This window comes from Agrobacterium sp. 719_389 (assembly GCF_900188475.1).
In the GTDB taxonomy this organism is placed as follows: Bacteria; Pseudomonadota; Alphaproteobacteria; order Rhizobiales; family Rhizobiaceae; genus Agrobacterium; species Agrobacterium radiobacter.
The window spans coordinates 1-26,253 of the sequence record NZ_FYEM01000016.1 but is presented as its reverse complement, the minus strand read 5'-3'; the positions used below and the strand labels follow the sequence as shown (position 1 = coordinate 26,253).

General features: G+C 58.2%; 22 protein-coding genes, 3 pseudogenes and 1 riboswitch. Of the genes and pseudogenes, 5 read left to right on the top strand and 20 right to left on the bottom strand.

Annotation, left to right across the window (positions count from 1 at the left end):
• Positions 1 to 6: 6 nt before the first annotated feature.
• The 5 genes and pseudogenes from CFB10_RS23145 to CFB10_RS24240 form a co-directional block, all read right to left on the bottom strand.
• A complete protein-coding gene (locus CFB10_RS23145) occupies positions 7 to 1,200 on the bottom strand; it encodes an efflux RND transporter periplasmic adaptor subunit (RefSeq protein ID WP_020008965.1) in 1,194 nt (397 codons plus the stop codon).
• A gap of 247 nt (positions 1,201 to 1,447) precedes the next feature.
• Positions 1,448 to 2,797: a HAMP domain-containing sensor histidine kinase gene (locus CFB10_RS23140; RefSeq protein ID WP_020008964.1), complete on the bottom strand. Its 1,350-nt coding sequence runs from the start codon at positions 2,795 to 2,797 to the stop codon at positions 1,448 to 1,450.
• A 1-nt stretch (position 2,798) separates the two neighbouring features.
• The gene (locus CFB10_RS23135) at positions 2,799 to 3,473 is read right to left on the bottom strand and encodes a response regulator transcription factor (protein WP_020008963.1); all 675 of its coding nucleotides are present in this window, start codon (positions 3,471 to 3,473) and stop codon (positions 2,799 to 2,801) included.
• Positions 3,474 to 3,672: 199 nt separating this feature from the next.
• Positions 3,673 to 3,957, bottom strand: coding sequence for a YMGG-like glycine zipper-containing protein (locus tag CFB10_RS23130; protein WP_081629420.1), 285 nt, complete (start codon positions 3,955 to 3,957; stop codon positions 3,673 to 3,675).
• A gap of 474 nt (positions 3,958 to 4,431) precedes the next feature.
• Positions 4,432 to 4,868, bottom strand: a pseudogene (locus CFB10_RS24240) (Fic family protein); the annotation flags it as partial.
• 387 nt (positions 4,869 to 5,255) lie between these two features.
• On the opposite strand from CFB10_RS24240, the gene CFB10_RS23115 reads away from it, so the two are divergent.
• The 4 genes from CFB10_RS23115 to CFB10_RS23100 all read left to right on the top strand — a co-directional run bounded on the left by CFB10_RS23115 (position 5,256) and on the right by CFB10_RS23100 (position 10,267).
• On the top strand, positions 5,256 to 6,116 hold the full coding sequence (locus CFB10_RS23115) for a L,D-transpeptidase (protein WP_020008959.1): 861 nt from the start codon (positions 5,256 to 5,258) through the stop codon (positions 6,114 to 6,116).
• 172 nt (positions 6,117 to 6,288) lie between these two features.
• A riboswitch (glycine riboswitch) is annotated at positions 6,289 to 6,382 on the top strand.
• Positions 6,383 to 6,831: 449 nt separating this feature from the next.
• Complete coding sequence (locus CFB10_RS23110) at positions 6,832 to 7,683, top strand: LysR family transcriptional regulator (RefSeq protein ID WP_020008958.1); 852 nt, start codon at positions 6,832 to 6,834, stop codon at positions 7,681 to 7,683.
• Positions 7,684 to 7,840: 157 nt separating this feature from the next.
• A complete protein-coding gene (locus CFB10_RS23105; RefSeq protein WP_081629419.1) occupies positions 7,841 to 9,577 on the top strand; it encodes a penicillin-binding protein 2 in 1,737 nt (578 codons plus the stop codon).
• A gap of 15 nt (positions 9,578 to 9,592) precedes the next feature.
• Positions 9,593 to 10,267 (top strand): trimeric intracellular cation channel family protein, encoded by a 675-nt coding sequence (locus CFB10_RS23100; protein WP_244559885.1) that lies wholly within the window; start codon positions 9,593 to 9,595, stop codon positions 10,265 to 10,267.
• Here the strand turns inward: CFB10_RS23100 and CFB10_RS23095 are convergent.
• From CFB10_RS23095 to CFB10_RS23045, 11 genes are all read right to left on the bottom strand, one after another.
• Complete coding sequence (locus CFB10_RS23095) at positions 10,261 to 10,965, bottom strand: HpcH/HpaI aldolase/citrate lyase family protein (RefSeq protein ID WP_020008955.1); 705 nt, start codon at positions 10,963 to 10,965, stop codon at positions 10,261 to 10,263. The two genes, CFB10_RS23100 and CFB10_RS23095, sit on opposite strands and share 7 nt — an antisense overlap.
• Positions 10,966 to 10,978: 13 nt before the next feature.
• On the bottom strand, positions 10,979 to 11,785 hold the full coding sequence (locus CFB10_RS23090; RefSeq protein ID WP_026363348.1) for an SDR family oxidoreductase: 807 nt from the start codon (positions 11,783 to 11,785) through the stop codon (positions 10,979 to 10,981).
• Positions 11,786 to 11,794: 9 nt separating this feature from the next.
• A complete protein-coding gene (locus tag CFB10_RS23085) occupies positions 11,795 to 13,471 on the bottom strand; it encodes a hydantoinase B/oxoprolinase family protein (RefSeq protein WP_020008953.1) in 1,677 nt (558 codons plus the stop codon).
• Positions 13,472 to 13,482: 11 nt separating this feature from the next.
• Entirely contained in the window at positions 13,483 to 15,546 is a 2,064-nt protein-coding gene (locus tag CFB10_RS23080) for a hydantoinase/oxoprolinase family protein (RefSeq protein WP_020008952.1), read from the bottom strand.
• Between the two features lie 146 nt (positions 15,547 to 15,692).
• A complete protein-coding gene (gene nac, locus CFB10_RS23075; protein WP_020008951.1) occupies positions 15,693 to 16,631 on the bottom strand; it encodes a nitrogen assimilation transcriptional regulator NAC in 939 nt (312 codons plus the stop codon).
• Positions 16,632 to 16,806: 175 nt separating this feature from the next.
• The gene (locus CFB10_RS23070; protein WP_020008950.1) at positions 16,807 to 18,015 is read right to left on the bottom strand and encodes an aspartate transaminase; all 1,209 of its coding nucleotides are present in this window, start codon (positions 18,013 to 18,015) and stop codon (positions 16,807 to 16,809) included.
• Positions 18,016 to 18,051: 36 nt separating this feature from the next.
• Positions 18,052 to 18,795 carry an ABC transporter ATP-binding protein gene (locus tag CFB10_RS23065; RefSeq protein ID WP_020008949.1) on the bottom strand — a complete coding sequence of 248 codons (744 nt, stop codon included), beginning with the start codon at positions 18,793 to 18,795 and terminating at the stop codon, positions 18,052 to 18,054.
• Positions 18,785 to 19,558 (bottom strand): ABC transporter ATP-binding protein, encoded by a 774-nt coding sequence (locus CFB10_RS23060; protein WP_020008948.1) that lies wholly within the window; start codon positions 19,556 to 19,558, stop codon positions 18,785 to 18,787. Before CFB10_RS23060 ends, CFB10_RS23065 begins: the two co-directional genes overlap by 11 nt.
• Positions 19,555 to 20,541 carry a branched-chain amino acid ABC transporter permease gene (locus tag CFB10_RS23055; RefSeq protein WP_020008947.1) on the bottom strand — a complete coding sequence of 329 codons (987 nt, stop codon included), beginning with the start codon at positions 20,539 to 20,541 and terminating at the stop codon, positions 19,555 to 19,557. The genes CFB10_RS23060 and CFB10_RS23055 overlap by 4 nt, the downstream gene beginning before the upstream one ends.
• Positions 20,542 to 20,583: 42 nt before the next feature.
• A complete protein-coding gene (locus CFB10_RS23050) occupies positions 20,584 to 21,456 on the bottom strand; it encodes a branched-chain amino acid ABC transporter permease (protein ID WP_020008946.1) in 873 nt (290 codons plus the stop codon).
• A gap of 21 nt (positions 21,457 to 21,477) precedes the next feature.
• Complete coding sequence (locus tag CFB10_RS23045; RefSeq protein WP_020008945.1) at positions 21,478 to 22,668, bottom strand: ABC transporter substrate-binding protein; 1,191 nt, start codon at positions 22,666 to 22,668, stop codon at positions 21,478 to 21,480.
• Positions 22,669 to 22,966: 298 nt separating this feature from the next.
• Between CFB10_RS23045 and CFB10_RS23040 the strand changes: the two genes are divergently transcribed.
• The gene (locus CFB10_RS23040; RefSeq protein WP_102024263.1) at positions 22,967 to 23,107 is read left to right on the top strand and encodes a DUF1127 domain-containing protein; all 141 of its coding nucleotides are present in this window, start codon (positions 22,967 to 22,969) and stop codon (positions 23,105 to 23,107) included.
• Positions 23,108 to 23,269: 162 nt separating this feature from the next.
• Here the strand turns inward: CFB10_RS23040 and CFB10_RS23035 are convergent.
• The 4 genes and pseudogenes from CFB10_RS23035 to CFB10_RS23020 form a co-directional block, all read right to left on the bottom strand.
• Positions 23,270 to 24,457 (bottom strand): annotated as a pseudogene (locus tag CFB10_RS23035) (IS3 family transposase).
• Positions 24,458 to 24,878: 421 nt separating this feature from the next.
• On the bottom strand, positions 24,879 to 25,163 hold the full coding sequence (locus CFB10_RS23030) for a DUF1778 domain-containing protein (RefSeq protein ID WP_020008942.1): 285 nt from the start codon (positions 25,161 to 25,163) through the stop codon (positions 24,879 to 24,881).
• A 155-nt stretch (positions 25,164 to 25,318) separates the two neighbouring features.
• A pseudogene (locus CFB10_RS23025) lies at positions 25,319 to 25,960 on the bottom strand (DUF6551 family protein); the annotation flags it as partial.
• 45 nt (positions 25,961 to 26,005) lie between these two features.
• Positions 26,006 to 26,253 (bottom strand): IS3 family transposase (locus CFB10_RS23020; protein ID WP_020009112.1); only part of this gene is annotated, 248 nt, incomplete at its 5' end.

Here is a 26,253-nt window from a genome sequence, read left to right as displayed (position 1 = left end):
TGCGCCCTATCGCTTCGCCGCGGCCAGTTGAGCCTGGCCATCCGTGCGTTCGTCCGTGGATGCTCCAACGACGATGGTCTCGCCTGCCTGAAGACCGCTAAGGATCTGGATGTCCGCGCCATTATCGATGCCGACCTGGACCTGCCGGATCTGGACCTCGCCCATCGCGTCCAGTATGCGGACACGCGCCGTGTCCCCGGCCCGTGGCGCGCCTTCCACTGCGCTCAGCGGAATCAGCACGGCGCCGCTGACGCGGCTCAAGACGATGGACACCTGCGCCGTCATGGAGGGCCGCAGGACCCCGTCCGCATTCGCGACGTCGATCAGCCCGGTGTAATAGACCGCGCCGTTGGTTGAGCCAATCCGGCTCGCGGCGGCGTTGCTCTCGTTGGCGATGGAGGCTGGGGCCGGTTCCACCTGTCGCAACTCCCCATCGAAACGACGCTTCGGATCGCCAAGAATGCTGAGCCAGACCGGCAGGCCCCGCCGCACACGCACGACGTCAGCCTCGGAGATATCCGCGCGCACCGTCATTGTGTCCAATCGTGCGATCATGACGATGGTCGGCGCGGTCTGCAGGGCATTCACGGTTTGACCCTCGTCAGTGACGATCGCGACCACTGTGCCGGCGATTGGGGCAGTGATGCGCGTATAGTCCAACTCTATACCCGCAGACTCCAGCGCGACCTGCGCTTGGGAGACCTGAGCGTCCAGCGACTGAACCTCGGCCCGCGCGGTGTCTCGCATGGCAACCGCAGCGTCATACTGGGCGCGCGGCGTGGAACCACCTGCCAGCAGGTCACGCTCGCGCTCGAAATCCTTCTCGGCTTTCACCAGACCGGCCCTGCGCGCGGCGTGAACGGCGCGGATGTTGGCCAGAGCGGCCTCGCGGTCCCGCAAGGTGTTGCGCCGGGTCTGGGAATCGATCTCGGCCACCAATTGGCCAGCCTCGACGATGTCACCGATCTTGACAGCTAGATGCTCAATGCGACCCGAGGCCTGAGCGCCGACACGCACCAGCTCGAGCGGTTCGAGAACCCCGTTCGCCAGCACCACCTCTTCAATGTCACCCGTTCGCGCCTGCGCCGTCACCAGTTCAGGCTTTGCCGGCGGACGCAGAAACAGCAGCCAGACGACCAGCAGACCGACAAGGGTTGCCGCCGCCAGGATGAAACGCTTGCGGGTAATGTGTCGTGTCATTTAGTCGTGGCCCATGCTATTGAAATTTGCGGGCTTTCTCTGTCACGAGAGTTACCCGAAAATTACGGGGAGCCGTCGTCGCGCCTATCCGTTAGGCACGCGCTGTAAGATCAACCGATCGGCAAAGAGTGCTTGCAATGTGGATGGCGTGCCAAAGATTGTGCGCCAGACATCAAGTGATCGCAGCCGTGCTCAGCCAACATCGACGGATGAAAACGCCTTGATCTGTTGTCTCAGACGACGGGCCCTACCGCTGCTGGAAAACGCGCTTCTCGCGCCAGCGTACGGCAAATGTGCTGCCCTTGCCTGGAGCGGACGAAAGCTCGACATAGCCGCCGTGACGGGTGACGATCTCGTTGACCATGCTGAGCCCCAGACCCGCACCTGAGCCGTGAGGGCTGACCCGGTAGAACGGCTCGAATATGCGCGACTGCTTGTCGCCGGCAATTCCGCAGCCCTGATCGGCGACAGTCACGCTGCCGTCAGCCTCAATACTGACCGATATCTGTCCTCTTCCGCCTCCGTACTGGACTGCATTACGGACCAGATTGACGAATGCACGCTCCAGAGCTTCGGCATCCCCGGGAACGAACAGGTTTTCCGCATCGCTATCGAACGAAATCTCGTAACCTTCGGCAATCGCCAGAGGGGCAAGGTCGGCGACCACCTTAGACACAACGCTGTTGAGATCGACAGGCGCATCCTGCTGGGGCTTCTGCCGGTACTTCTCTGTATCGAGAAGCTGGTTCGCGATTGCTGTAAGTCGCTTGATGGCCGTCTGCAGGTGTGTCTTGTCCGCACCTGGTGAAAGCGTATCGATTCTCACCTGCAGGACAGCAATCGGCGTTCGAAGTTCATGGGCCGCGTTGACGAAGAAGCGCTCCGTGGCCTCGAAGCCGCTATCGAGACGACGCAGTGCCCTGTTGATGTCGCGCACCAGACGAAGCACCTCAGTGGGCAAGCCCCGCTCTTCCACCAGGGCGCCACGTGTGTCGAGGTCGATCCGGTCGAGGCGCCTGGTCAGATCGCTGAAGGACCGCAAAGCCCAGCGTGTGACAAACGGGACGCCAATCAGGGAGATGGCGACGAGGATCAGCGCCGGCACGCCGATGGCAAGGTTCCCCAGCAGCACGGTCACACCATATTGGGACATGGAAACACCGCCGGCAAAAATCGTTGCCTCACCGGCCTCTGTGTCGAAACGCTCCATGCGGGCGACACTCAACGGATCGTTCAGATCACCATGGAGTTCGACACTTCTGAACGTCCGCAGGAATGGCATGTTGTCGGCAATTTTCCCGGGAGGCGCACCGTGTGCAAGGACAGTATCTTTTCCAAGATCTGCCACGAACCACAGGTCAGGCGCGTCTTCCATAATCTCTTTAAGCTCGGCCGTCGGCACCAGATGGACCCGGCCATTCGGCTCGAGACGAACCGAGTCTGCGATTTCCTGAGACAGCCAGATGGACGTGATCGCCACATCGGGCTTGAGGCCAGAAAGGAGATAGAAAACCAGGCTGAGCGAAGCGATGACCGCGCAGAGCTGCAGGACAATAAAACCAAAAGTAAATCGCCAGCGAAGGGATGTGCTGGTCATCCTATTTCTGCTCATGAAGGTAGTAGCCTATGCCACGAATGTTCTTGATAACAATGTCGGCCTCCGCTTCGCCAAGCTTTCGGCGCAAGCGAGACATGTTGGACTCCAGTGAGTTCGACTGGATTTCGTCGTCAAAGGAATAGACCTGCCCCTCAAGGGACGAACGCAACACGGTACGACCACGGTTTCTCAAAAGAGTTTCGATGATGAGCAGTTCCCTGCGGGTGAGCGCAAGCCGGACGCCGTTGACATGCACATCGCATGAAACCCGATCATAGGTAACGTTTCCTGCCGACAGGACGAACGGGCCAGCTGTCGGCACCCGCCTCAGCACAGCGCTCATTCTGGCAATCAGCTCGGGAATTTCGAACGGCTTCGGCAGATAGTCATCGGCGCCGTCATTGAGGCCGGAAATTCGCTCGCCAGTCGACCTCAGAGCGGAGATGATGATCGATCGCGTATTTGAACCCGTGCGGTGCAAATCGGCGAGGAAGGTACTGCCATCGCCATCCGGCAGTTGCCGGTCGATAAGGACAATATCATAATCCGCCATGGCGATTGCTTCCCGCGCCATCGCCAGATCTCCAACAGCGTCAAGCACGATGCCATGCTGCGAGAGGGCCGTCCTCAAGGCATCCGTCATTTCCGGATCGTCTTCGATAAGCAGAAGTTTCATAGTGGCCTGATCGTGCAAGTCCGGGACAGCTGTTCTCAAGAATTCTAACAGCAAATTTATATGTATGTTTCAGATAAACTCGACTGTCATGACCGACTGGCCGCCAAGTCAATCGGCGGTCCAGATGTTTGGCACCGGGGAACCGAAACCTGGCCGGTATCCAGCTGGCTTTTAGCTGCCGGTCGCCAAGGTCAAATCCTTATCGGCAGCGGCCGTAATTATCGCGATATCTGCAACCGTAGTCGCGTCGGTCCCGATGTTCCCAGCGATCGCGCCGGTTCCTGTCGTTTCGTTCACTAATGTTCCCAATCACAGCCCCTCCCGCGCCACCCGCGGCGGCGCCCACTGCAGCGCCTTCCCACGTGCCGCTCGCCAGCCCGCCGATGATTGCGCCACTGGCCGCACCAATACCGGCGCCCTTTTCCGTCTTGCTGCACGCCGTCAGCGTCAAACAAATGAATATGCCTGATATGATCTTTTTCATGTCTGTCCTTTCGATCCATCGCCGCTACGGTCGCTCTTCGACCGTTGAGACGCGCCAAGGCGGCGACGTATGGCCACCGAAAATTACGTGGAAGTTACGCACAACCGTCGACACCGACACCAGTCGAACGCGCAAAGTCGTGTAGGATGCGCGTTTTCGCGATCAGTAATTCTCAGGTAATTCCGCCCGCCTAGTCGACAGGCTCCGACGGTTCACCCTTGACCACTGCGTTTGAGGATGGTGGATCAAATGACTGGAGCAGACCATTGCCAGGCGCGCGGCCAGGCCGGAGTCATTATGCGCACGGCATGTTCCAGAATATTCAGAAGAAAACCGAGTGACCAGAATTACGGGAAAAGCAGTCGTAAAGCTTGCCTGTAGATGTGTTTGAACGCTTTTTTTGCTCTTAAGCGGAATCGAACAATCGTTCACCTAGTTAATAACATTGGTTGAGTTCATTAGACTAGCAGCAATTTATTTCTGCAATGACAGCCAGTACCGGGTATGCCGACGTTCGCCCGTACGCGTCAGTGCACCGATCTCCACGAGCCGCTGAAAGTCGCGTGTAGCTGTAGCGCGGGATGTGTCTGTGATCGAAATGTAGTTTCGGCACTTAGACCTCCCTTGAAGCCAGCCGTACCTTCCTTGAAGATGCGCGCGACTACCTTTTCCTGCCGCTCGTTCAACTGGCCTCGAAAACGATCATAAAACTTTGCTTTCTGAATGAAGAAATCTATGCGCTCAAGCGTCGCCCGTTGAGCATCCAGGATCGTTTCTGAAAAGAAAATGATCCAGCCGGTGATATCGAGCGTGCACTGGTGTCGCTCAAGCTCGGAATAGTAGGCCTTCCCGGTCTTCTCGATTGTGGAGGCGAGTGAAATGAGACTTGGCTGCCCTATGTTTTGCGATAGGAGAATATACGGCCTTATATGGCCAGTTTGATTATCTACCGGAAATCGCCCCCGCTTCTGAGTGGCCATATCGACTGGACGATGATCAGTCAGGCCTGTGGGATCGAAGCCGAGGTGACGGCAGAACTGAAAAAGCAGCTCCGGCCAGGCCTGGATGCAATCATCCGCTGGCTCGGCGCACCCATTTAAAGGAGCAAGCGCGGCAGGTTTGATCAATTGGCGTCAGAAGTGGGACGCAACCCCGGTTACCGGACGGATTTTATGACCGACCCGGAAGTTATCGGAAGAGGGCAAAAAGTCGTGTTTGCAAGATAGACCCGAGTACACAGCGAAGCCGTTCTTACCGGGAATGTCGCAGGGCCAATCTGCGCATTTACGCAGTATCGAATGGGCAGATTTCATGGTTTCTGTCGCGCAGCAGACATCCGGGCCGTGACGCTTTGCCGGTTGTCCGCCCCGATCCCGGCACAGCCCCTAGAATTCGACAGCAGAACAGCCTTGGAACAGAAAATCAATTCTCACTTGTCTCGCAGATCGCTGCTCACCTTGGCAATCAGCTCATTTCTGGCGGCAGGTTGCGAGCAGGTTCCCAAGACGAAACTCGAAGTTACTGCGGCTACCCTGCCCGAAAACAAAAATGAAACGACGTCAGCCGCAAAAACGGCGAAGGAAAACAGGCCAAAGCCTGCGGGTACCGGTTTCGCTTACGACGAAATTTATGCGGCGCTGGCGGATGGCGGCTTTGACGTTCCAGCAGTCAATTACCGCGCCATTGACCCACAATACCTCCGACAGGAAGTCGAATACATCACCGCAGAGCCTGCCTATTCAATTGTCGTAGATACAAATGAGAGGTTCCTCTACTGGGTTCTTCCCCGTGGCCGAGCCATACGTTACGGCGTCGGGCTCGGAACTCAGGGACGATCATGGAAAGGGCGCGCTGTCGTTCAATGGAAACAGAAATGGCCAAGGTGGAAGGCGCCGGACGATATGATCGCCCGCAACCCTGAACTCAAGCCCTACGGTGTTGAAGCAGGCGGAATGGCCCCCGGCCCCAGGAACCCTCTCGGCGCGCGCGCCATGTACATTTTCCAGAACGGCAAGGATACGCTTTATCGTATTCACGGATCACCGAGCTGGAGAACCATAGGTAAAAATTCTTCCTCGGGTTGCGTCAGAATGCTGATGCAGGATGCGATCGATCTTTATGATCGAGTGAAAGGAAAGACGCCCCTTTTGGTCATCTGATAGCGTTAATCTGAGCGCGCAATGATTAAGAATAACCGCCGCGGGTCAAATTTACGCCATAAACGACACCATATCTCGCGGTCGTTCGGTTTAGCGGATCTGGGGCCTTTCGGTTGTAGAAACGTCAGATCGCAGCGCTCCAGACCTCGTGATTGAGGCGTGGGGCAACACATATCGAGCAGCGGGAGAGACCGATATCTCCCGACATCGGCGCCGACGGAGCAACCACCCCGGAAACTCTCAGGCAAAAGGACCGCTGCAAGATCATACAAACTCTGAAAAGCGAGCTGATGCTCGCGCCGATGGTGTAAGTTCGCCGAAACAAGGTGAGCGAATCTCTCAGGCCAATGACAGAGGGGGTGCCAAAAGCCCAGGAAAAGGGCAAGGAGCACCTATGGCTGGAAGTCACCCTTCCCTATCGACAGTCGATTGCGTCGACGCAGTTTCAAGACCATTTTCATTGACGGTGGCGGCAATTGCATTTGCCGCACACGACCCTGGCAGGCGTGGCGCATTCCGGCGCGTCGGCGCTCGTGTCAGCCGGCTTCAGCGGCGGCATTTCACCCCGGTCCCCTTCAAAAATTGAACAGCTCCACGCGGTTTCACCGGGCAACGCGCTCGACAGGTGTGGCGCAAGCACCTCACGACCCGCCTTCTCGCGATGAGACCGCTACGCGGTTCTTGTACGAACACTACCTAATTCAGGAAATTTAAAATGGTCGATTGGGAAGATTTGCGATTTTTCTCCGCCTTCGCTCACCACGGGTCGATCACGGCAACCGCCAAGGCGCTACGCGTCGATCATACGACCGTCAGTCGGCGCATCACATCGCTGGAAACCTCGCTTTCCGTGAAGCTCGTTGATCGCAGGCCAAGATCATATGTACTGACCGATATGGGACGCGACGTCGCGAACTTCGCCGAGGAAATGAGCAGATCTGCATTTGCTCTGAGCCGTTGCGCCGGTTCCGGCCAGAACGGTATCGAAGGTGATATCGTGGTATCCGCCCCGCCATCGCTGCTCTACAGCTTCATTGCGCCGCAAATCTCCGCGCTGCAATCTCAGCATCCTGACGTAAGGCTCCGTCTTGTCGGTACCATGGAAGCGATGTCCCTCTCCAAGGGAGAGGCGGATATTGCCATCAGCCTGAAGCGGCCGAGCGAAGCCACGCTGGTTGCGCGTCGCCTCGGACAATTGCCCTATTTCCTCTATGCCGACCCTGCCTACCCGACGAGAAACGGCCCTCCTCTCTATATAAGTTATGATGATACCATGCGGGAGTCGGATCACTATCGCTGGCTTGATGAGAGGCTTTCCGCCGACGAGGTGTTCATGTGCAGCAACGACCTGCGCATACAGGCGGCGGCGGCCGCCGGCGGCTGTGGGGTGGCACTGCTGCCCGCCTACCTCGCCGCGGAACACGGTCTTGTGAGGTTCGATCCACTCGATCCCGGCGTCAGGATCGACGTTTGGCTGGTGATCCACGAAGACGTGCGCGACACGCCGCGGATACGTGTTGCCATGGACTTCATCAGTGAAAGCCTCAAGCCCTTGTGGTGTTCCTGATTATGCGCAGATCAAGCCTGCGCCATTGCCGAATTTTCCGGGATTTGGCGCGGTGTAAAATGCCGCGTGACAGGGTCTGTCCTGCGCGCGTGCAGTGACCGGTTGTACCTGCCCGCATTCCAACCCTATTCCCGATACCTGAGCGTGGAGTATTTTCATGTCTTTGATTGCTCGTTACAGGAGAGGTACCGCCGGATACCTTGTTCTCCCTGCCAAAAAACGCAGCGCCAAAACATCCGCTCGAAATCGTCAGCGGGTGGGCCTGCTAATCGTGGCATTTGCGATCGGTTATGCCGCGATCGCAGTCCGCCTTCTGCAATATGGCTATTTTTCCGAGAGTGACGCGACGGCCAGTATTCCACGATCTCCCAATATAATCGCCTCCCGCCCCGACATTCTGGACCGCAACGGCCAGCTTATCGCAACGGATATCAATCTCATCTCGCTTTATGCAGAGCCTCGCCGCGTTGTTGATGCAAATGAGGCCATCGAAAAGCTCGCCTCTGTTGTTCCCGATCTGGATTGGGCTGATCTGCACAGAAAACTAACGTCGGACTCCGGTTTTCAGTGGATCAGGAGACAGCTTACGCCCCGCCAGGAAGCTGAGATCATGCGCCTTGGCATTCCGGGCATCGGATTCAGACCCGAAAAGCGGCGGTTTTATCCTGGTGGGCCAGTGGCATCTCACATTGTCGGGCATGTCAACATCGATAATCAGGGGCTGGCGGGCATTGAGCGCTATCTCGACAGGCAAGGCCTGGCAGACCTGCGTGGAGCTGGCCTTACCGATCCCACCCAGCTTGAACCGGTCCGGCTGTCCATCGATTTGCGCGTTCAGAGCATCGTGCATAACATCGTTAGCGATGCCTTGAGGAACTATCGGGCGGAAGCGGCAGGTGCCGTCGTAATCGATGTCGACACAGGCGAGGTTCTCGCGATGGCGTCCGTCCCCGACTATGACCCGAATGAGCCTTCGCGGCGCCTTACCGATGGCACGATCGACAGGGACTACGAAAACGGATGGTTCAACCGCATGAGCAATTCAGCGGTCGAAATGGGCTCGACCTTCAAGGCGTTCACCCTTGCCATGGGGATTGATGCAGGCGTCGTCAATCTGAACTCGGTCGTTGATGCCTCCCGCCCGCTGAAGATGGGTGGTTTCATCATCAGGGATTTTCACGGCCGAGGACGGCCGCTGACTATCCGGGAAGTCTTTCGCTACTCATCAAACATCGGCACGGCAAAAATCGCTGATCTCGTTGGCCTGGAAAGTCACCAGCAATTTCTCTTCAGACTGGGCTTGTTGTCAAAGATGCAGACGGAGTTACCGGAAATTGCTTCGCCCGCAGCGCCAAGGAACTGGAAAAAGATCAATTCCGCAACGATTTCCTTCGGTCACGGTCTGGCCACGACACCGTTACAGACAGCTGCGGCTGCGGCGGCCCTCGTAAACGGTGGCATATTTCGGCACCCGACCTTCATCGCCGACAACGGGAGGCGTCACCAAATCACCGGCAGACGTGTCCTGCAGGCCTCGACCAGCGCAAAGGTCCGCGAGCTGTTCTGGTACAACGGCACCCAAGGTTCGGGCCGAAACGCCCAGGTGGCCGGTTTTGATGTAGGTGGGAAAACCGGGACAGCGGAAAAGGTTATCGATGGCAAATACGCGAAGAACCTGAACTTCAATACATTCCTCGCGGCATTCCCCATGCACCGCCCTCGTTATTTGGTGCTGTCGATCATTGACGCCCCGCTTTCCGGTGAGCGTGGCGGGCGCCTGGCGGCCTTCAATGCCGCGCCGATGGTGCGCGACATCATCGAGCGCGCCGCACCACTCCTCGGGGTTCGACCGTCATTCGGGAACCCGCAAGCATATCCTTTGATGAACTACTGAATAGGCGATGAACCCATGTCATTCGCAGATACTGAATTTTCAGATTATTTGATGATCTTTCCCCCGACGAGCGACATTATCCATATCCTCTATTTCGTTGCGATTGTCGCAGAGGCCATGACAGCCGCACTCGCCGCCGGCCGTCGCGAAATGGATTGGATCGGCGTATTTCTGCTTGGATGCATTACCGCCCTTGGCGGTGGAACCGTGCGCGATGTTTTTCTGAACCACTATCCGCTATCGTGGGTCGAAAATCCCAGCTATCTCCTCGTGACGGGATTATCTGCGCTGGCGACGATCCCGATCGCCCGATATATGTATCACCTGCGCAAGATGTTCCTTTTTCTTGACGCGATAGGACTGGTCGTCTTCACCGTCATCGGCTGCCAGATTGCGTCAAACCTCAACCTGCCGCTGGTTGTCGTGGTGGCGGCAGGCGTGCTGACTGGATGTCTGGGCGGCGTACTTCGGGATATCCTGTGCAACGAAGTACCGCTCTTGTTTCGTTCGGAACTCTATGCAACCGTCTCGGTCTTTACGAGCCTGATCTACTTGATCGTGCCCCTCCTGGGGGTTTCCCACGCGATATCCTCGCTCGTCGCAATGGCCCTCGGGTTGATGCTCCGGCTCCTTGCAATACGCTTTAACTGGTGTGTACCGACATTCGTTTACACGAAAGACCCTCATTGAGGAGCGAGCGCATTCTTCACCGCCGCAAGGCCGCGGCGTAAAAACGGGTCGGAGTGCACGTAAAAGAACTGCACTCCACGCGCCCGCCAGTGCGGGATTTCTTCCAGCGTTGCAAGCGTGCCGGCGATCTTTCCCGCTGCGCGAATTTTTTCGACGGCGACGGCGACCTTGTCGATCACCACGTCCGGGCGCGGTTCGCCGAATGGCGGCGCGGGCGGATAGCCCATGTCCTGCGACAGATCGCCGGGGCCGATGAAAAAAACGTCGATGCCCTCGACCGTCAGCATCTCCTCAAGAGCGTCGACTGCATCGACGGTCTCGATCATGGCGATGACCAGCCGCTTCTCATAATCGGACGGCAGGGCGTAACGCACCGCATCGACAATTGCCCGGGCCTCGTCGGCATTGCTGACCATGGGCACCATGATCCCGTCGGCGCCGGCATTGAGGTAGCGGATGATGATCGGCCGTTCGTGCGAATGCGGGCGCACGATGGCAGCACCGCCCACCGAGCGTACCACCTGCCCTGTTGCCCGCACATCCTCGAAGCTCCATGTGCCATGCTCGCAATCGACGAAGACTGCATCCGCGCCAAGTTCCACCAGCCGGGCGGAAAGACCTGAATGTGTATGGTGCGGCGTGAACATGCTGATAGCCTCACCCGTCGCAAGACGGGCGCGCAACTTTGCTCCATTCATGGAAGTCTCTCCCTTACTTCTTTTTCGGCATATCTGGCGTGTCGTCCGGCGCCCCTATCCAGCGCGCGATCTCTATGTCTTTCGAAGTGTCGCGCATATGGGTCGGGCAGATGTGCAGTTCCGGAATGACCGCGCTGTCACTCAGGCTGGCGCAAAGCATGATGGCCCGGGCCACGTCATGCGGGTCCATCATCACGGCGCGTTCTTCCTTCAGGGGCGGCCGCGCGCGGTTGTTCATGATCGGCGTATCGGTCTCGCCCGGCAGGATGGTGGTCGCCCGGATACCCTGATTGCGATAGGTATTGTGCAGGAAGGTCATGAAGTTCTTCACGCCCGCCTTTGCCGCGCCATAGGCCACGCCACCCAGGAGGTTGGGATTGAGGGCGGCGAGCGAAGAAACGGTAATGATAGTTCCCTCACCCTTTTCGATCATCTCCGGCAGCACCGCCTGCGTCAGGTTGAACACCGCAGTCAGATTGACGTTGATGGTGGCGTTCCACTCCTCCTCACTGATGAAGCGGGCGTTGAGCACCTTGCTGGCGGAACCGGCATTGTTCACGAGGATATCAATGGGACCGACGGCCTCGCTGATCGACTTGACCGTATCGAAGATCGCCTCACGCGAGGCGATGTCGAGCGTGCGGGCGATGGCCTTGCCCTTCTTCTTTTCGATCAGTTCCGCGACTTCCCGCAGAGGATCGAGGCGGCGGCCGGTCAGCACGACCGTCGCTCCTTCCTTTGCAAGCAGGATTGCGGTTTCGCGGCCGATGCCCGAGCCGGCACCGGTTACCAGCGCGATCTTTCCGTTCAGCAGTCCCATCATCGTCTCCTATTCGGCTGCGGCAGCAATGGCGCCAGAATAGCCGAAGATTTCCTTTGCCGCCTTCGAGGTTACCAGGCCTTCGGAAATATCCTGCTCGATCAAATCGCGCGAGCGTTCGGCAGCACGGCCCCAGCCGCCGCCGCCCGGCGTCTGCACTTCGAGACGTTCGCCGGTCTGAAGAACCACCTTGCCCTTCGGGAAATGCGGTTTCCCTTGCTTCATCACCTTGCCGGCGGAACCGCTCTGGCCTTCCACCACACCGAAGCAGGGATGGCGGACGCGTTCCGATGCGAGGTAGATGTTCATCGGGTTCCTGCCGAGATTGCGCAGGATAACACGCTGGCCGAGGCCACCGCGATGTTTGCCGGCGCCGCCGGAATCGGCGATGAGCTCCTTGCGTTCCGTCAGAACCGGAACGGCGACCTCGAACATTTCAACGGCCGTGACCTTGCAGTTGGACGGGAAGCTCAGCGTGTCCAGCCCGTCGAATTCGGCGCGCGCGCCCTGCCCGCCATGGAAATTCTGCACGGAGGCATATTGCGTTCCGTCGTTGCGCTGGCCGACGCAATTGGCAGCCCAGATTGGCGCACCGCCACTGTCGCCCAGCACCTTTTCCGGCACGATGCCCTCAAGCGCCTTGAAGATCAGCGAGGGGATAACGTGACCGATCAGGTTGCGCGAATTGCCCGCCGTCCATTCCTGCGGATTGAGAATGCAGCCGAGCGGCGCCTCGTCGGTGATCGGAACGATGCAGCCCTCATTATTGGGGGTTTCCGCATCGAGCAGGCATTTCAACGCGTATACCGAATGGGCGTAACGGTAGTTCGTGCGGCAGTTGATCGAGTGCAGGACCTGATCCGAGGTGCCCGTATAATCGACATGGATGGAATCGTCCCTGACGATAACAGAGGCTTTCAGTTTGACGTCGACGTCGTAGCCGTCGAGCAGAACCTCTGCGGAATAGGTACCGTTCGGCCATTCGCGAATTGCCTTGCGGGTCTGCGCCTCGGAGCGGTTGTGGATGGCGTCGGCCAGTCCGTCGACGTCGTCCAGCCCGTATTCATCGAGGAATTTCACTAGTTCGCGGCCCATGACGTTGTTGGCGGCGATCATCGATTCCAGATCGCCGCGCACTTCCGTGGGAAGGCGGACGGAGGCTGCGATGATGTCGAACACGTCCTCATTCGGAACGCCTGCCTTGAGCAGCTTGACGATGGGAAAACGGATACCTTCCGCGAAAATGTCGCTTGCTTCCGAATGCAGCGGCGCACCACCAATATCGGGAAGATGGGCGATCGATCCCGCATAGGCGACGACCTTGCCATTCTTGAAGATCGGCGTGATCATCGTCACGTCAGGCAGATGGCCGGTTCCGATTTCCGGGTCGTTGGTGGCTAGAACATCGCCCTCTTCGAGCGTGTCGGCAGGAAACTTCGGCAGGAAATATTTCTGTGCGGCCGCAGGCAGCGAGGTGATGAAGACCGGGATAGACCAGGTGCATTGCGCCAGCGCCCTGCCCTTGCTGTCGAGAAGTACGGTGACGTAATCGTGGTTCTCGCGCACGATCGGCGAAAACGCCGTCTTGCCAAGCACGTTATCGGCCTGATCCGCGATGAAGATCAGGCGGTTCCACATGACCTGGAGGTTGATCGGATCGTTGAAATCGGTAGCGGGTTTCGACATCTGATTACCCCTTAGAGAATGTTGATCACGAGATTGCCGTGGGCATCGACGTGGAAGGCGCCGCTTGGCCCGACGACAGCCGTCGATTCACGCTGCTCGACGATGGCAGGTCCCTTGACGTTATGGCCGACCGGCAGCTTGTAGTGATCGTAGACCGAGGTCTCAACGTAGCCGTTCGCCTCCTGAAAATAGACCTGCCGGCTGCCCTTCCGGGCTTCGGCAACGACGGTTTCATGCGGCCGGGTGACCTGATCCTTCTCGCCGCTGGCGCGTAGACGCCAGGTGATGACTTCCAGCGGTGCTGCGACGGTGCGGCCGAACAATTCGCGATAGAGCTTGAAGAAACTGCTGCGCAATTCTGCAAGGAAGGCTTCTTTCGGAAGGCTGCGGTCAGGAAGCACCACCGTGATCTCGTGTCCCTGCCCCACGTGGCGCATGTCCACGGTATAACGATTGGTGATCGTGTCCTTGGGAACGCCCGCCGCCGATACGACTTCAGCGCCCTGGACGGAAAGATCGTCGAGCAGACGGTTCATCGCATCGATATCCCAGGCATCGATCGCCATCGGATGGCTTGCGGAGAGATCGACGGCGACCGGCGCGATCAACAGGCCGATGGCGGAGCTGACGCCGGCGCCGGTCGGGCAGATGATGCGCGAGATGCCGAGTTTGCGGGCGATGCCATAGGCATGCACCGGGCCGGCACCGCCGAAGGCGACCATCGGCAGCGAGCGTGGATCGACGCCAAGGTCGGTCGCATGCATGGCGGCGGCCTTGCTCATGGATTCATTGACGAGATCGTGAATGCCCCAGGCGCAACGCTCGACCGATACATCCAGCGAGGCGGCCAGCTTGGACATCGCCTGATGTGCGGCGTCTTTTGAAACCTTGAACGAACCACCGACGAAGGATTCCGTTCCCATGTAACCGAGCAAAATATCCGCGTCGGTCACCGTCGGCTCGGTTCCGCCGCGCTGATAGGCGGCCGGTCCCGGCATTGCACCTGCGGAATGCGGGCCGACATCAAGAAGGCCGAGAGGATTCTTCGCCGCGATGGAACCGCCGCCTGCGCCGATCTCGATCATCTGGATCGACTGGATTTTCAGCGGGAAACCGGATCCCTTACGGAAGCGCTGGTAGTGCGCGACTTCGAGATCGGTGCCGACATTCGGCTCGCCATTGGGAATGAGGCAGAGCTTGGCGGTGGTGCCGCCCATGTCGAAAGAGAGAACGCTCGCTTCACCCGCGGTGCGGCCAAATTCGGCAGCGGCGACAGCACCCGCTGCAGGCCCGGATTCGATCAGGCGGACGGGAAGCTCGGCCGCGCGGCTGCTCGGGACAAGCCCGCCCGAAGACGTCATCCAGAGAACCTGCCGGTCGATGCCCCTGTTGGCAAATTCCTTTTGCAGATGGGCGACATGTCCGGACATTTGCGGGCGGGTATAGGCATTGACAACGGTCGTCGAGGCACGGTCGAATTCGCGCATTTCCGGGCAGACCTCGGAAGACAGCGAAACGAAGATGTCAGGGTCTTCTTCGCGCAGGAGTGCGGCGACACGCTGCTCGTGCTGCGGATATTTGTAAGCGTGCAACAGGCAGACCGCCACCGAGCGGATGCCCTTTTCCCTCAGCCGTCCGGCAATCTCGCGGACGGTCTCCTCCTTGAGTTCCGTCATGACCTCGCCATCGGCGGCGATACGTTCCTCGGCGCCGAAGCTGTTGGCGCGGGTAACCAGCGGATCGGGATATTTGATGTTCAGGTCATAGAGGTCGTAGCGTCCCTCGTTGCGGATACGCAGCATGTCCTGGAAGCCGTCTGTGGTGACGAAACCGGTTTCCACGCCCTTGCGTTCAAGCACGGCATTAGTGACGACGGTGGTTGCGCCAAGCACCTGCAGGTTCTCGATCGCAATCGCATGCGCATGCTTTTCGAGCAGTTCGGACACACCCTGGACAACGGCTTCCGCCGGATTTCTCGGCGTGCTCAGGACTTTGTGAAGGTGGAGTTCGCCGCTGTCATCCAGAAGCGCAAAATCGGTAAAGGTACCGCCAGTATCGAAAGCCAGTTTTGCCATTGTTTCCCTCGAGCGACCATGCAGCGTCTTTTGCTGCTTTGTGGACCCAGAGGTTGGGCCCGTTCACTGATGGGAAATTGAAACGTTCGGCCAGCCTTTACCAACACAACCTCGGTCTGCCGCCATAGGGTTTGCTTATAGCGAATTCACACGGCGCGAATGCCCGGATGGTGCCCGCTCTTCAGCTTCGTGACGATTTCGAGAAGCACGGAACGCGCTGCCAGAGCCGGCTCGGAAAGCGGCATGTGATCGGAGACGCAAAGCGAAACCGTGGCGTCGATAACGGGCGTTGTGAGGGGATGCAGCTGCGCGCCGCTGAAGCTCGGGGTTTCCAGGACAACCGAGGCCGGAAGGATGGTCGAACCGAGGCCGTCGAGTACCGCAGCCCCCAGCGCAGGCACGGATTCCAGTTCTGAAATAACCTCCGGCTTCGCGCGCGCCCGTGCGAGCCCTTCATCGATTAGCCGGCGAAGGAAATGCGCCTTGCTTGGCAGCAACATTGGTCGGCCATCGAGCGCTGAGAGGGGAAGCGGCTGACCGGGTTCGGCAGGCAACACCATGTCGGCAGGCGAGACGAGGAACATCTCTTCGCGGAACAGGGGTTCCAGCGTCACGCCCTTGATTGGGTCGGAAGTGTAGATGAGCGCCATGTCCATCTTGCCAGTCATGATTAGCTCGCTCAGGATATGGCCGAAGCTGTCGTTGATATGGACCGTGATGGCAGGAAATCGCGCCCTCATTTCCTTGATGAGAGGCAGCGAAAGCGCACTTGACGAGGAATAGGTGGCAAGCCCGATGGAGACGCGGCCGGAGACAGAGCGCGCCGAGCGGTCAATGTCGGTCTGCGCCTGCTCGATCTGCTTCAGCATGATCTGCGCATGGCGATAGAGGATCAGCCCGGCTTCCGTCGGTGTGATGCCGACATTGCTGCGCAGCAGAAGCTGGTGCTTGAAGTGCTGTTCCAGCGAGGCGATCTGCTGCGACAGCGCCGGCTGGGCCACACGAAGGATGCCGGCGGCACGCGAAACGCTGCCGGTATCGACGATCTTGACGAAGCTTTTTAGTTTTTTGAAATCGACGCTCATCGGTCCCCACTTTTTGCGGAAACCCTAACGTATCAGCGCAGAAACAGGAATCTATTTCTGCAGGGAGGATGCGTAATTTCAATAGGATAGAGCGCTTTTGCGTTCATTCGAACACCAAGCGTTGCGGGACGCGCAAGAGAAGTGGACAGCTCCTTCTGCGCGCCCGATCGATTTGTTAGCGCAGCGCTTCCACCGCACGCTCGATGCGGTTGCAGGCATCCTCAAGCACTTCCATGGAGGTGGCAAAGGAGATGCGGAAATAGGGCGAAAGCCCGTAGGCAGCGCCTTGAAGAGCCGCCACGCCGACGCTGTCGAGGAGATAGAGGACGAAATCGAGATCGTTTTCGATCACCTTGCCATCCGCTGTCTTCTTGCCGATCACGCCGGCGCAGCTCGGATAGAGGTAGAATGCCCCGTCCGGGACCAAACAGGAGAGGCCGGTGATGGCGTTCAGACGCTCACAGGCGTAGTCGCGCCGCTTTTTATAGACCGCAACGCTTTCCATCACGAATGTCTGGTCGCCTGAAAGCGCATGTGCGGCGGCCGCCTGGCTGATGGAGGAAGGGCAGGATGACATTTGCGATTGCAATTTGTTGATGGCGGCAATGAGTGCAGCAGGCCCTGCCCCGTAACCGATCCGCCATCCCGTCATGGCGTAGGACTTGGAAACGCCGTTGGTCAGTAGCACCCGATCCTTCAGTTCCGGAACGACGGCAACGAGGGTCTTCATCGGCTCATCCTTGAACCAGACCTGATCGTAGATATCGTCGGACAGAACCATGACATGGGGGTGCCGCAACAGTACGTCGCCAAGCGCCTTCAGCTCCGCCTCTGTATAGGCCGCACCCGTCGGGTTTGATGGCGCGTTGAGGATCAGCCACATCGTCTTCGGAGTGATCGCCGCCTCAAGCGCTTCGGCTGTGAGTTTGAACCCCGTTTCCTCCGGGCATGCGACGATGACAGGCGTGCCGTCATTGGCGATGACCATATCTGGGTAAGACACCCAGTAGGGAGCCGGGATGATGACTTCAGCACCATTTTCCACGCTTGCCATCAGCGCCAGAAACAGGATCTGCTTGGCGCCACCGCCAACGCAGATTTCACTATCGCCATAGGTGATGCCAAGACGTTTCTGGAAGTCGCCGATGATCGCCTTGCGAAGTGCGGGCGTGCCGTTGACCGAGGTGTATTTGGTCTCTCCCCGGTCGATGGCGGCATGCGCCGCGGCCTTGACGGCCTCCGGCGTATCGAAGTCCGGCTCACCAACCGTCAGGTCCGCGATATCCCGACCGGCGGCCTTCAGTTCCCGGGCGCGGGCCGCAGCCGCCGTGCTTGGCGATACCTTTATTCTCGACACGCGTGATGCTGGCACGAAAGTGCTCATGGGATTTCCTCGTCTGGATCTATCGTTATGGGCTTGTCAGTGCGCGGCTTCGAGTTCGCCGCGCATCTTTCCGGTCAGGAACAATTCGCCGAGTTCGTCATGGGTGATCTCCACCGGCTTGCCGTCCCAGATCACCTTGCCGAGACGGAGGATGACCGCACGTTGCGCCACCTCCATGGCCTTCTTGGTGTTCTGCTCGACAAGCAGGATGGTCATGCCGTTCGCATGCAGGCGCAGGAGTTCGTCGAACACGATGCCGATTGCGGCGGGCGACAGGCCGACCGAGGGCTCGTCGACCAGAAGCACCTTCGGCCGCTGCAGAACCGCCATCGCCACTTCGAGCAATTGCTGCTCACCGCCGGACATGTTGCCGGCGAGCGTCGAGCGCCGCGTCTTCAGGATCGGGAAAAGATCATAGACATAATCCCGGTCCGCCTTCACCTTGGCGTCACGGATGGTATAGGCGGCCATCTGCAGGTTTTCATCGACAGTCATGACCGGGAAGTTGCAACGTCCCTGCGGCACGAAAGATATCCCCTCGCCCAGAATGGCCCGCGAGGTAGATCCGGCAATGTTCTTGCCGCGCCAGTCGATGCCACCTTCCTTGATGGTGGTCATGCCGTAAAGCGTCTTGAGCAGGGTGGACTTGCCCGCGCCATTCGGCCCCATGAGGGCCACGAACTGGCCGCCCGGCACATCCAGATCGACACCGTTCAAGATATCAAGATTGCCGTATCCCGCGCGCAGGCCCTTGATGGAAAGATTGCTGTCAGCCGCCAAGATAGGCCTCCCTCACACGCTGGTCCTTGATGATGTCATGCGGCAGCCCCTCGACCAGTTTCGTTCCCTGATCGAGCACGACCACGCGCTGGCAGATGCTGGTGACGACATCGATATTGTGTTCGATGACGAGGAAGCTGACGCCCAGCGATTTGTTCGCATATTGGATCGTTTCCACCACGCGCTCGATAATCTTCGGATTGATGCCCGCCATCGGTTCGTCCAGCAGGATGAGCTTCGGTTCCGGCATCAACATTGAGGCAAACTGAATGAGTTTCTGCTGACCGCCGGAAAGATCACCGGCCGGCTGATGGCGAACATCCCACAGGCCCGCCATCTTGATCAGTTCGCGTGCACGCTCCCTGAGTCCGGCCACGCGTCGGCGCGACATGCCACCGAGACCGAAGGTGGATAGCAGCGAGGGAAAGGTGAACATCTGGCCCGCGATGACAAGGTTCTCCTCCACATCGAGCGCCTTGAAGGTAACCGTCTTCTGGAAAGACCGCAGCATGCGGCCTTCGCGGGCGATGCGGTTGAGCGACCAGCCGGTGATATCCTGTCCGTCCAGGATCACCTTGCCGGTATCCGGCCGGGCAAGCCCGGTGCTGCAATCGAAGAAGGTGGACTTGCCGGAACCGTTAGGTCCAATCAGCCCGGCAATCTCGCCGCGATTGATGTGCATGCTGACATCGTTGACCGCCTTGACCGCACCATAGGACTTGCTGAGGTTCTTTATCTCGAGGATGGGAAGATGAGCGGTCATTTCGAACCTCCGATCGCGTTCCAGAAGCGATTGATCAGGGGGGCGAAACCCTTCTTAAACCAGAAGACGAGAACGAGAAGGCAGAAGCCGTAAGCGATCATCCGCACTTCAGGAGCAACGCGGAGCGCCTCGGTCAGTCCGACGAAGAACAGGCTGCCGAAGACGGTTCCCGAGATCATGCCCGCGCCGCCGCCGAGAACGATGATCAGCATCGTCGTCGAATAATACATCTGAAAAGTCAGCGGGCTCACCACCGTCAGATAATGGGCGTAAAGGCAGCCTCCTACGCCGGCAAAAACGGCGCTCAGCATGAAGACGATCAGCTTGTAGCGCCAGGTCGGGACGCCGAGGGATTCCGCCAGCGTCTCGTTTTCGCGTATGGCGACCATGTTGCGGCCCGCCGGCGAGCGGACGATTGCCCATGCAGCAAGCGTGCCGAGCACACAGATGGCAAGCGCCAGATAATAAAAATTGGTGGTTCCACTGACGGTAAAGGAAAGCGGCCCAAGCTCGAGGTATGGTTTGGGGATGCCGGAGAGGCCCATGTCGCCACGGGTCAGCGAAATCCAGTTCTTGGCAATCGCCTGGCCGATGATGACGAAACCGAGCGTACACATGACGAAGGACGTTGAACGAAGACGCAGCGCCGGAATGCCGAGCGGCAGGGCAATCGCGCCGGTAACGAGGCCGGAGGCGATGAGGTTCACGTAAAACGGCGTCTCGAAATGCACGGCCAGCAGGCCCGCCGTATAGGCTCCGATGCCGAAAAATGCCGCCTGAGCCAGTGATAGCAGACCGGTATAGCCTACCAGCAGGTTGAGCCCGTGCGCCGGCAACATGAAGATGAGCGCGATGATGAGCGAATGCGTGACGTAGCGCGTGCCGATGAAGGGCGCGGCAAGTGCTAAGACGATCAGGACGGCGGCGAGCGGAATACGCAGATCGCGGCGGCGAGCCTGGGGAACGGTGTCTGTGAGAGACATGTCTAGTCCTCAAAATTCGAGAAAATTCGGCTGGTGCGGTTTCTAAAAACGCGCCTGCGTCGAAAACAGGCCGTGCGGACGCCACATCAGCATCAGGATCAGCGTTGCGAAACCAACGGTGTCGCGGAATTGCAGCCCGACATAGGTGGCGACGAGGCTTTCTGCGATGCCAAGGATCATAGCGGCAAAGAAGGTTCCCCGCACGTTTCCAAGACCGCCCATGATGATGATCGGCAGGGTCTTGAATGTGATGAGTTCACCCATGCCGCCATAGACACTGACATTCACCGGCGCAGTCAGGACGCCCGAGAGTGCAGCGAGTGCGGCGCCGAGAACGAAGGTCCGCAACACGACCTGGGACACATCAATACCGACCACACCGCAGCATTCGACGTTCTGCGAGACCGCCCGCATCGCCATGCCGAGACGGCTGTAGGTGACCATCAGTTCAAGGCCGACGAAGACGATGAGACACACGGCCAGAATGATGATGCGCTGTTGCGCCAGCGTGAAGCCGAGAATGGAAACCGGCTCGATATAACCGCCGGCGAAGAACTTGTAGCCGCCGCCGAAGACGAAAATCACGGCGTTCTGCAGGATAAGCGCGATGCCGAGGGTGGCAAGAACGCCGGACTCCGCCGGCGCCCCCACCATTCTGCGCATCACGAGCTGGCCTACCACGTAGGCCACCACCACGGTCGAGAGAACACCGACGACAATCGAAGCCTCATAGGAAAGGCCCAGATAATCGATGGCGAACCACGCCCCGAAGGTTCCGAGCATGTAATATTCGCCATGAGCGAAGTTGATGGCTCTCAGCACCCCGAAAATCATGGTCATGCCGACGGCGACGATCGCGTAGACGGAACCGGTGACGATCCCGTTTACGACTTGCTCGAGAATTGTCGAGAACATGGCTGTACCCCTCCCGGTCTATCAGTTCGCAGGGTACTGGATTTCCGCCGTATAAGCGCCCTTGATACTTGGCTTGCCGTTCTCGATCTGGAGAAGGATCATCGGAAGGCGCGCCTGGTTGTGGTCATCGAAGGTGACCTCGCCAACCGGGCTCTTGTATTTGATCTTCGAGAGAGCTTCACGGACGGCATTGCGATCAGCACTTCCGGCTTCCTTGATTGCCTGGGCAAGCAGGTTGACGGTATCCCAATGCACATAGGCGTGGTTGTTGGGCGCTTCCTTGTATGTGGCGGTGAATTTCTCAACGAAGGCCTTGCTGGCCGGACTATCGAACTGCGGCAGCCAGGCTGCGGCCTCGACCGCGCCTTCCATGGCCTTAGGTGCTGATTTGATCGTTTTTTCGGTGTTGAATTCACCGTTGCCGATCAGCACGACCTTACCGGCAAGTCCGAGTTCCAGCATCTGGCGGGCAACGATGGGCGTGGTGTCGGCCAGACCATACATGATGATCGCCTGCGCGCCATTGTCGCGGATCTTTGCCAGCACGCTACGGAAGTCAACTTCGCCTTCCTTGTAGTAGTCTTCGCTGAGTATCTCGCCCTTGAAGTCGGGCAGATATTTCTTGGTAAAGGTGATGGCGGAACGGCCATAATCGCTATCGACCGACAGCACCGCGAACTTGGTGAAACCACGCTGCTCGGCGGCGTATTTCGCCACCACAAGCGCGCGGTTCTCATCCGTCGGATAATTGCGGAAAGTCCATTTGAAACCGCCGACACCCGCCTGATAAGTGATCTTCGGGTTGGAAGAGGCAGCGTTCAGAAGCAAAACCTCCGCATCTTCAGCGACAGGCTGCATGGCGAGCGTGACGGAGCTCGATACATCGCCGATGACGAAATCCACCTCGTCCTGATCGATCAGGCGGCGGGTCGCCGAAACACCCTCGACCGGCGTTCCCTGGCTGTCGGCGTTGAAGAGTTCGATCTGCTGACCGTTGATGCCGCCGGCCGCATTTATGTCCTTTACCGCGAGTTCCGCGCCATGCATGGAGAAAGCGCCGTAGCGCGCATTCGGGCCGCTCATCGGCGCGACGAGGCCGAGCCTTATCGTGTCGGCCGCATAAGCGGAGGCGGAGAGCGCCGGCGACAGGCTCAGGATCGGAGCGACCGCTGCGGAAACCAGTAGAAGTCTGCGAGTAATACCGTTTTTCATGTTCCCACTCCTTTTCGGATTTATCTGTTCCGGCTTTAGCCGGGCGAGCTTTTGCCGCTTTTGCGGTTCTTGTCGATCAACGTCACGCTAATCTTCAGGGCAGAGTAGGTTCATCCCCGGAGGTTTTGCCAACACAAGTCCTTTCTGCCGCTATAGCGTTTCCTTATGCCGGGGGCCGTTTCTCTCGTTCTAGACGCGGCGCTTCGTTTTTTGCATGGCTTCCATGCAGGCAAACGCCTGTATTTTTTGCGTCTGAATGAACATATCCTGTGCAACACAATTGAAGGAACCTATGAAAATGAAACTCCACGACACCGTTCGTAACTACTTCCGCAATCGCCGCGCCATGGCAGAACTTAGCGCGCTCGACGACAGAAGCCTTTCCGACATCGGCGTTAGCCGCTCGCATATCCGTTCTGCCGTGGAAGGCCGCCGCTAAAGAATAGGGTGGCCGCTGTAGTCGCACAGCAAAGTCTCGCTCATCGACAAGTCTTGTTCCCAGGCAAATAACGTGAGTGCGGTAGATTCAGCAGCATAGAGCCGCAAAGTCATCCCATTGCGCCAAAGATCTATGCTCTAAGATTGACGTTGCCCCCAAGTTTTATCCAGTTTTGAGTTCGCTCCAGCGGTTTTGGGTTGCTGTATTCTGGGCGGTAGCGGCGGGGTGCGGTGCGGAGCCATTTCGGCTGCGCAGCACCGCATCACGTCGCGGGTTGATTGTCTGAGCGAACTCGGTGGGTGTCAGCCAGCCGAGGCCAGAGTGTGGGCGGTGATCGTTGTAATCGTAGCGCCAGTTTGAAAGCGCTGATCGAGCATGAGCCAGCGACGAGAAGAGAGTCTCATTCAGGAACTCGTCTCGCAGCCGCCCATTGAAGCTTTCGATGAAGGCGTTCTGGATCGGCTTGCCCGGTGCGATGTAGTGCCATTCCACCTTGGTCCGATCCGTCCATTGCAAGATCGCGTTGCTGGTGAACTCGCTACCATTGTCGCTGACGATCATCTTCGGCTTGCCTCGTCCCTCGATGATCCGGTCCAGCTCACGGGCAACCCGCAGACCGGAAAGCGACGTATCGGCGACGAGAGCCAAGCACTCCCTGGTGCAATCGTCGACCACCGTAAGCACCCGGAACCTGCGACCATCGGTGAGCTGATCCGACACGAAGTCCAATGACCAGCGATCATTGGCGGCAAGCGGGATCAGCAACGGTGCTCGTGTGCCTATCGCTCGTTTCCGACCGCCGCGCTTGCACCGTCAGTTTCTCTTCCCGATAGAGCCGGAAGAGCCGCTTGTGGTTCACAAGGTGACCCTCACGCCTGAGCAGCACATGAAGGCGTCGATATCCAAAGCGGCGACGTTCATGCGCCAGCGCCTTCATCCGCTCGCGAAGGTCATAGTCATCGCTGCGCCTGGTTTCGTAACGGATCGTCATCCGGCAAAAGCCGATGGCTTTACACGCCCGCCGTTCGCTCATCTGGTGGTGATCCATCAGATGAGCGACAGCTTTTCGCCTTGCTGCGGGCGTCACCACTTCTTTCCCAAAAGGTCTTTCAAAGCCGCATTGTCCAGCATCGCATCTGCCAGGAGCCGTTTCAGCTTCGTGTTCTCGTCTTCCAGCGTCTTCAATCGCTTGGCTTCGGATACGTCCATGCCGCCGAACTTGGCTTTCCACTTATAGATGCTGGCATCGCTGACGCCGTGCTTGCGGCAAAGCTCCGAGATCGGCGTGCCAGCCTCGTGCTCCTTCAGAATGCCGATGATCTGTTCGTCTGTAAAACGATTGCGCTTCATTCCCTGGTCCTCTCAATGGGCCAGAGCTTACTTCAAAATGGATTATTTCAACGGGGCAAGGTCACTCGCGTGCCCTTCACTCGCATATGGAAGTGAGTGGCGGGATTGATTTGATGACCCGCAACCCTGTTTTGTACCTGACAGCGACGCGGTTCCGATTTTATGTTTGCGACGCCAAAAGGGCTCCGCGTTGTCACGGAGCCCTTTATATATTGTGTGGCTAGATTTGGTTGCGGGGGCGAGCTTTCATCTTTACTTGCGCTCCAAGCAAGTAAAGATGGTTGCAGGTTTAAATCGCGCAATTTCAGATTATTTAACAATGGCTTCCGGGGATATCGTCATCCCGCAAGGTGAACTTTTTGCAACATCGGCGTAGCTATCTCGCCTTCAAACCAGAAGGCGAGCAACCAGTGAAGTCCAATCACTTATCGGCAGTCTGTCCTCGTTCCCAAAGCGCTGGCCTATTTATCAGTTCGACCATTTCCGGAACCGGGGCAGCCGGCTCGGATAAAGCCAGGTAAAAATTCGAAAACCCTTCAGGAGTCATGACAATCAAACGCCCATTTATCACGTCGTCTGCTAATCTTAGAATGGAGGTATACGCAAACTCCACCGGCGACTGACCGCATTGGTCGGCTGCACGCTTAACCACTGCGGCGTCCGCTTCCGAGAGCCGTATCGTTATAATGTCTTTTGACTCTTCCACACGATGTACCCGATTGCGATTATGACGTTCGCCCTTCTACAGCACGATAGAAAGGCCTGACTACCATTCTGATTTCTAGAAAGCACAATCACCTGAATACCTGAAGTGCAGTCTGCCGCGCTCCCCATTGAGCGCGGCAGATGATTATCAAACGGTCATGCATCTGCCCTGTTCAACGCTTTGAGGATGGCTTTTGACAATGCGAACGCACGGGCATCACCTCCCTTTTGATCCCGGACCATCTCGCCTAGTTCCGCCATGGGGAACCGCCTCAGTGTTGGTACGAATTCGTCGGGATCAAAGCCCTCGGGGGGATTGGCATAGATACGCACGAGCGCACCGAAGATCGAGGCACCGTGTGTAAGTGGTTCACCCTTATATGCTTCAGCCATGCAGGTCAGAGCAGCCGAAACGACTGCGTCACCATGTCTGCGAAGCGCGGTGGCAATCGAAGACGTAAAAGTGACATCTCCTGGCTTCCATGCAGTTGACGAAGTGCTCCGGGCAATAGCTAATCCTGCCTCAGACACAAACCGTCGAATATCCAGGGCATCCTCATCGCCGGCAGCAAGAGCCGCGTGGAAGTCATCCATGCGGTTCATCGCCTTGCGCGCCCTGTTCGCAACAATGAACATGCGTGCCTCATCTTCTGGACTGCCATAGGTGAAAAGGCAGCAAGGCAACTGCAGTAAATCTCCCCGGCGCACGGCTGCAGCCCAACGATGCTGTCCGTCGATGATTACCCTTGAACCGTCAGGCCGCCGCGATACCACCAGAGGCGCACAAAGCCGCCAATCGAAGTTTGCGGCTGAATAGCCCCGAGTTTCGTAGACACCCTCGGGTTAGATTTTCTGCTGCTTCTCGAACTCGACGGGCGACAGCATCCCGTTCCTGACGTGTTTGCGTTTCGGGTTGTAGAACATTTCGATGTAGTCGAACACGTCCTGGCGTGCTTCATCGCGTGAACGGTAGACTTTGCGCCGTATCCGCTCTCGCTTCAGAAGATTGAAGAAGCTCTCGGCCACCGCATTGTCATGGCAGTTGCCGCGTCGGCTCATCGAGTGAACCAGATTGTGGTGCCTGAGGAACG

Coding starts and splice junctions, on each gene's coding strand:
- CFB10_RS23130 (WP_081629420.1), bottom strand. CDS start 3,957: ATGAAAAAGATCATATCAGGCATATTCATTTGTTTGACGCTGACGGCG.
- CFB10_RS23100 (WP_244559885.1), top strand. CDS start 9,593: ATGTCATTCGCAGATACTGAATTTTCAGATTATTTGATGATCTTTCCC.
- CFB10_RS23080 (WP_020008952.1), bottom strand. CDS start 15,546: ATGGCAAAACTGGCTTTCGATACTGGCGGTACCTTTACCGATTTTGCG.
- CFB10_RS23140 (WP_020008964.1), bottom strand. CDS start 2,797: ATGACCAGCACATCCCTTCGCTGGCGATTTACTTTTGGTTTTATTGTC.
- CFB10_RS23135 (WP_020008963.1), bottom strand. CDS start 3,473: ATGAAACTTCTGCTTATCGAAGACGATCCGGAAATGACGGATGCCTTG.
- CFB10_RS23145 (WP_020008965.1), bottom strand. CDS start 1,200: ATGACACGACACATTACCCGCAAGCGTTTCATCCTGGCGGCGGCAACC.
- nac (WP_020008951.1), bottom strand. CDS start 16,631: ATGAGCGTCGATTTCAAAAAACTAAAAAGCTTCGTCAAGATCGTCGAT.
- CFB10_RS23095 (WP_020008955.1), bottom strand. CDS start 10,965: ATGAATGGAGCAAAGTTGCGCGCCCGTCTTGCGACGGGTGAGGCTATC.
- CFB10_RS23070 (WP_020008950.1), bottom strand. CDS start 18,015: ATGAGCACTTTCGTGCCAGCATCACGCGTGTCGAGAATAAAGGTATCG.
- CFB10_RS23105 (WP_081629419.1), top strand. CDS start 7,841: ATGTCTTTGATTGCTCGTTACAGGAGAGGTACCGCCGGATACCTTGTT.
- CFB10_RS23060 (WP_020008948.1), bottom strand. CDS start 19,558: ATGACCGCTCATCTTCCCATCCTCGAGATAAAGAACCTCAGCAAGTCC.
- CFB10_RS23085 (WP_020008953.1), bottom strand. CDS start 13,471: ATGTCGAAACCCGCTACCGATTTCAACGATCCGATCAACCTCCAGGTC.
- CFB10_RS23110 (WP_020008958.1), top strand. CDS start 6,832: ATGGTCGATTGGGAAGATTTGCGATTTTTCTCCGCCTTCGCTCACCAC.
- CFB10_RS23115 (WP_020008959.1), top strand. CDS start 5,256: ATGGGCAGATTTCATGGTTTCTGTCGCGCAGCAGACATCCGGGCCGTG.
- CFB10_RS23040 (WP_102024263.1), top strand. CDS start 22,967: ATGAAACTCCACGACACCGTTCGTAACTACTTCCGCAATCGCCGCGCC.
- CFB10_RS23050 (WP_020008946.1), bottom strand. CDS start 21,456: ATGTTCTCGACAATTCTCGAGCAAGTCGTAAACGGGATCGTCACCGGT.
- CFB10_RS23055 (WP_020008947.1), bottom strand. CDS start 20,541: ATGTCTCTCACAGACACCGTTCCCCAGGCTCGCCGCCGCGATCTGCGT.
- CFB10_RS23045 (WP_020008945.1), bottom strand. CDS start 22,668: ATGAAAAACGGTATTACTCGCAGACTTCTACTGGTTTCCGCAGCGGTC.
- CFB10_RS23090 (WP_026363348.1), bottom strand. CDS start 11,785: ATGGGACTGCTGAACGGAAAGATCGCGCTGGTAACCGGTGCCGGCTCG.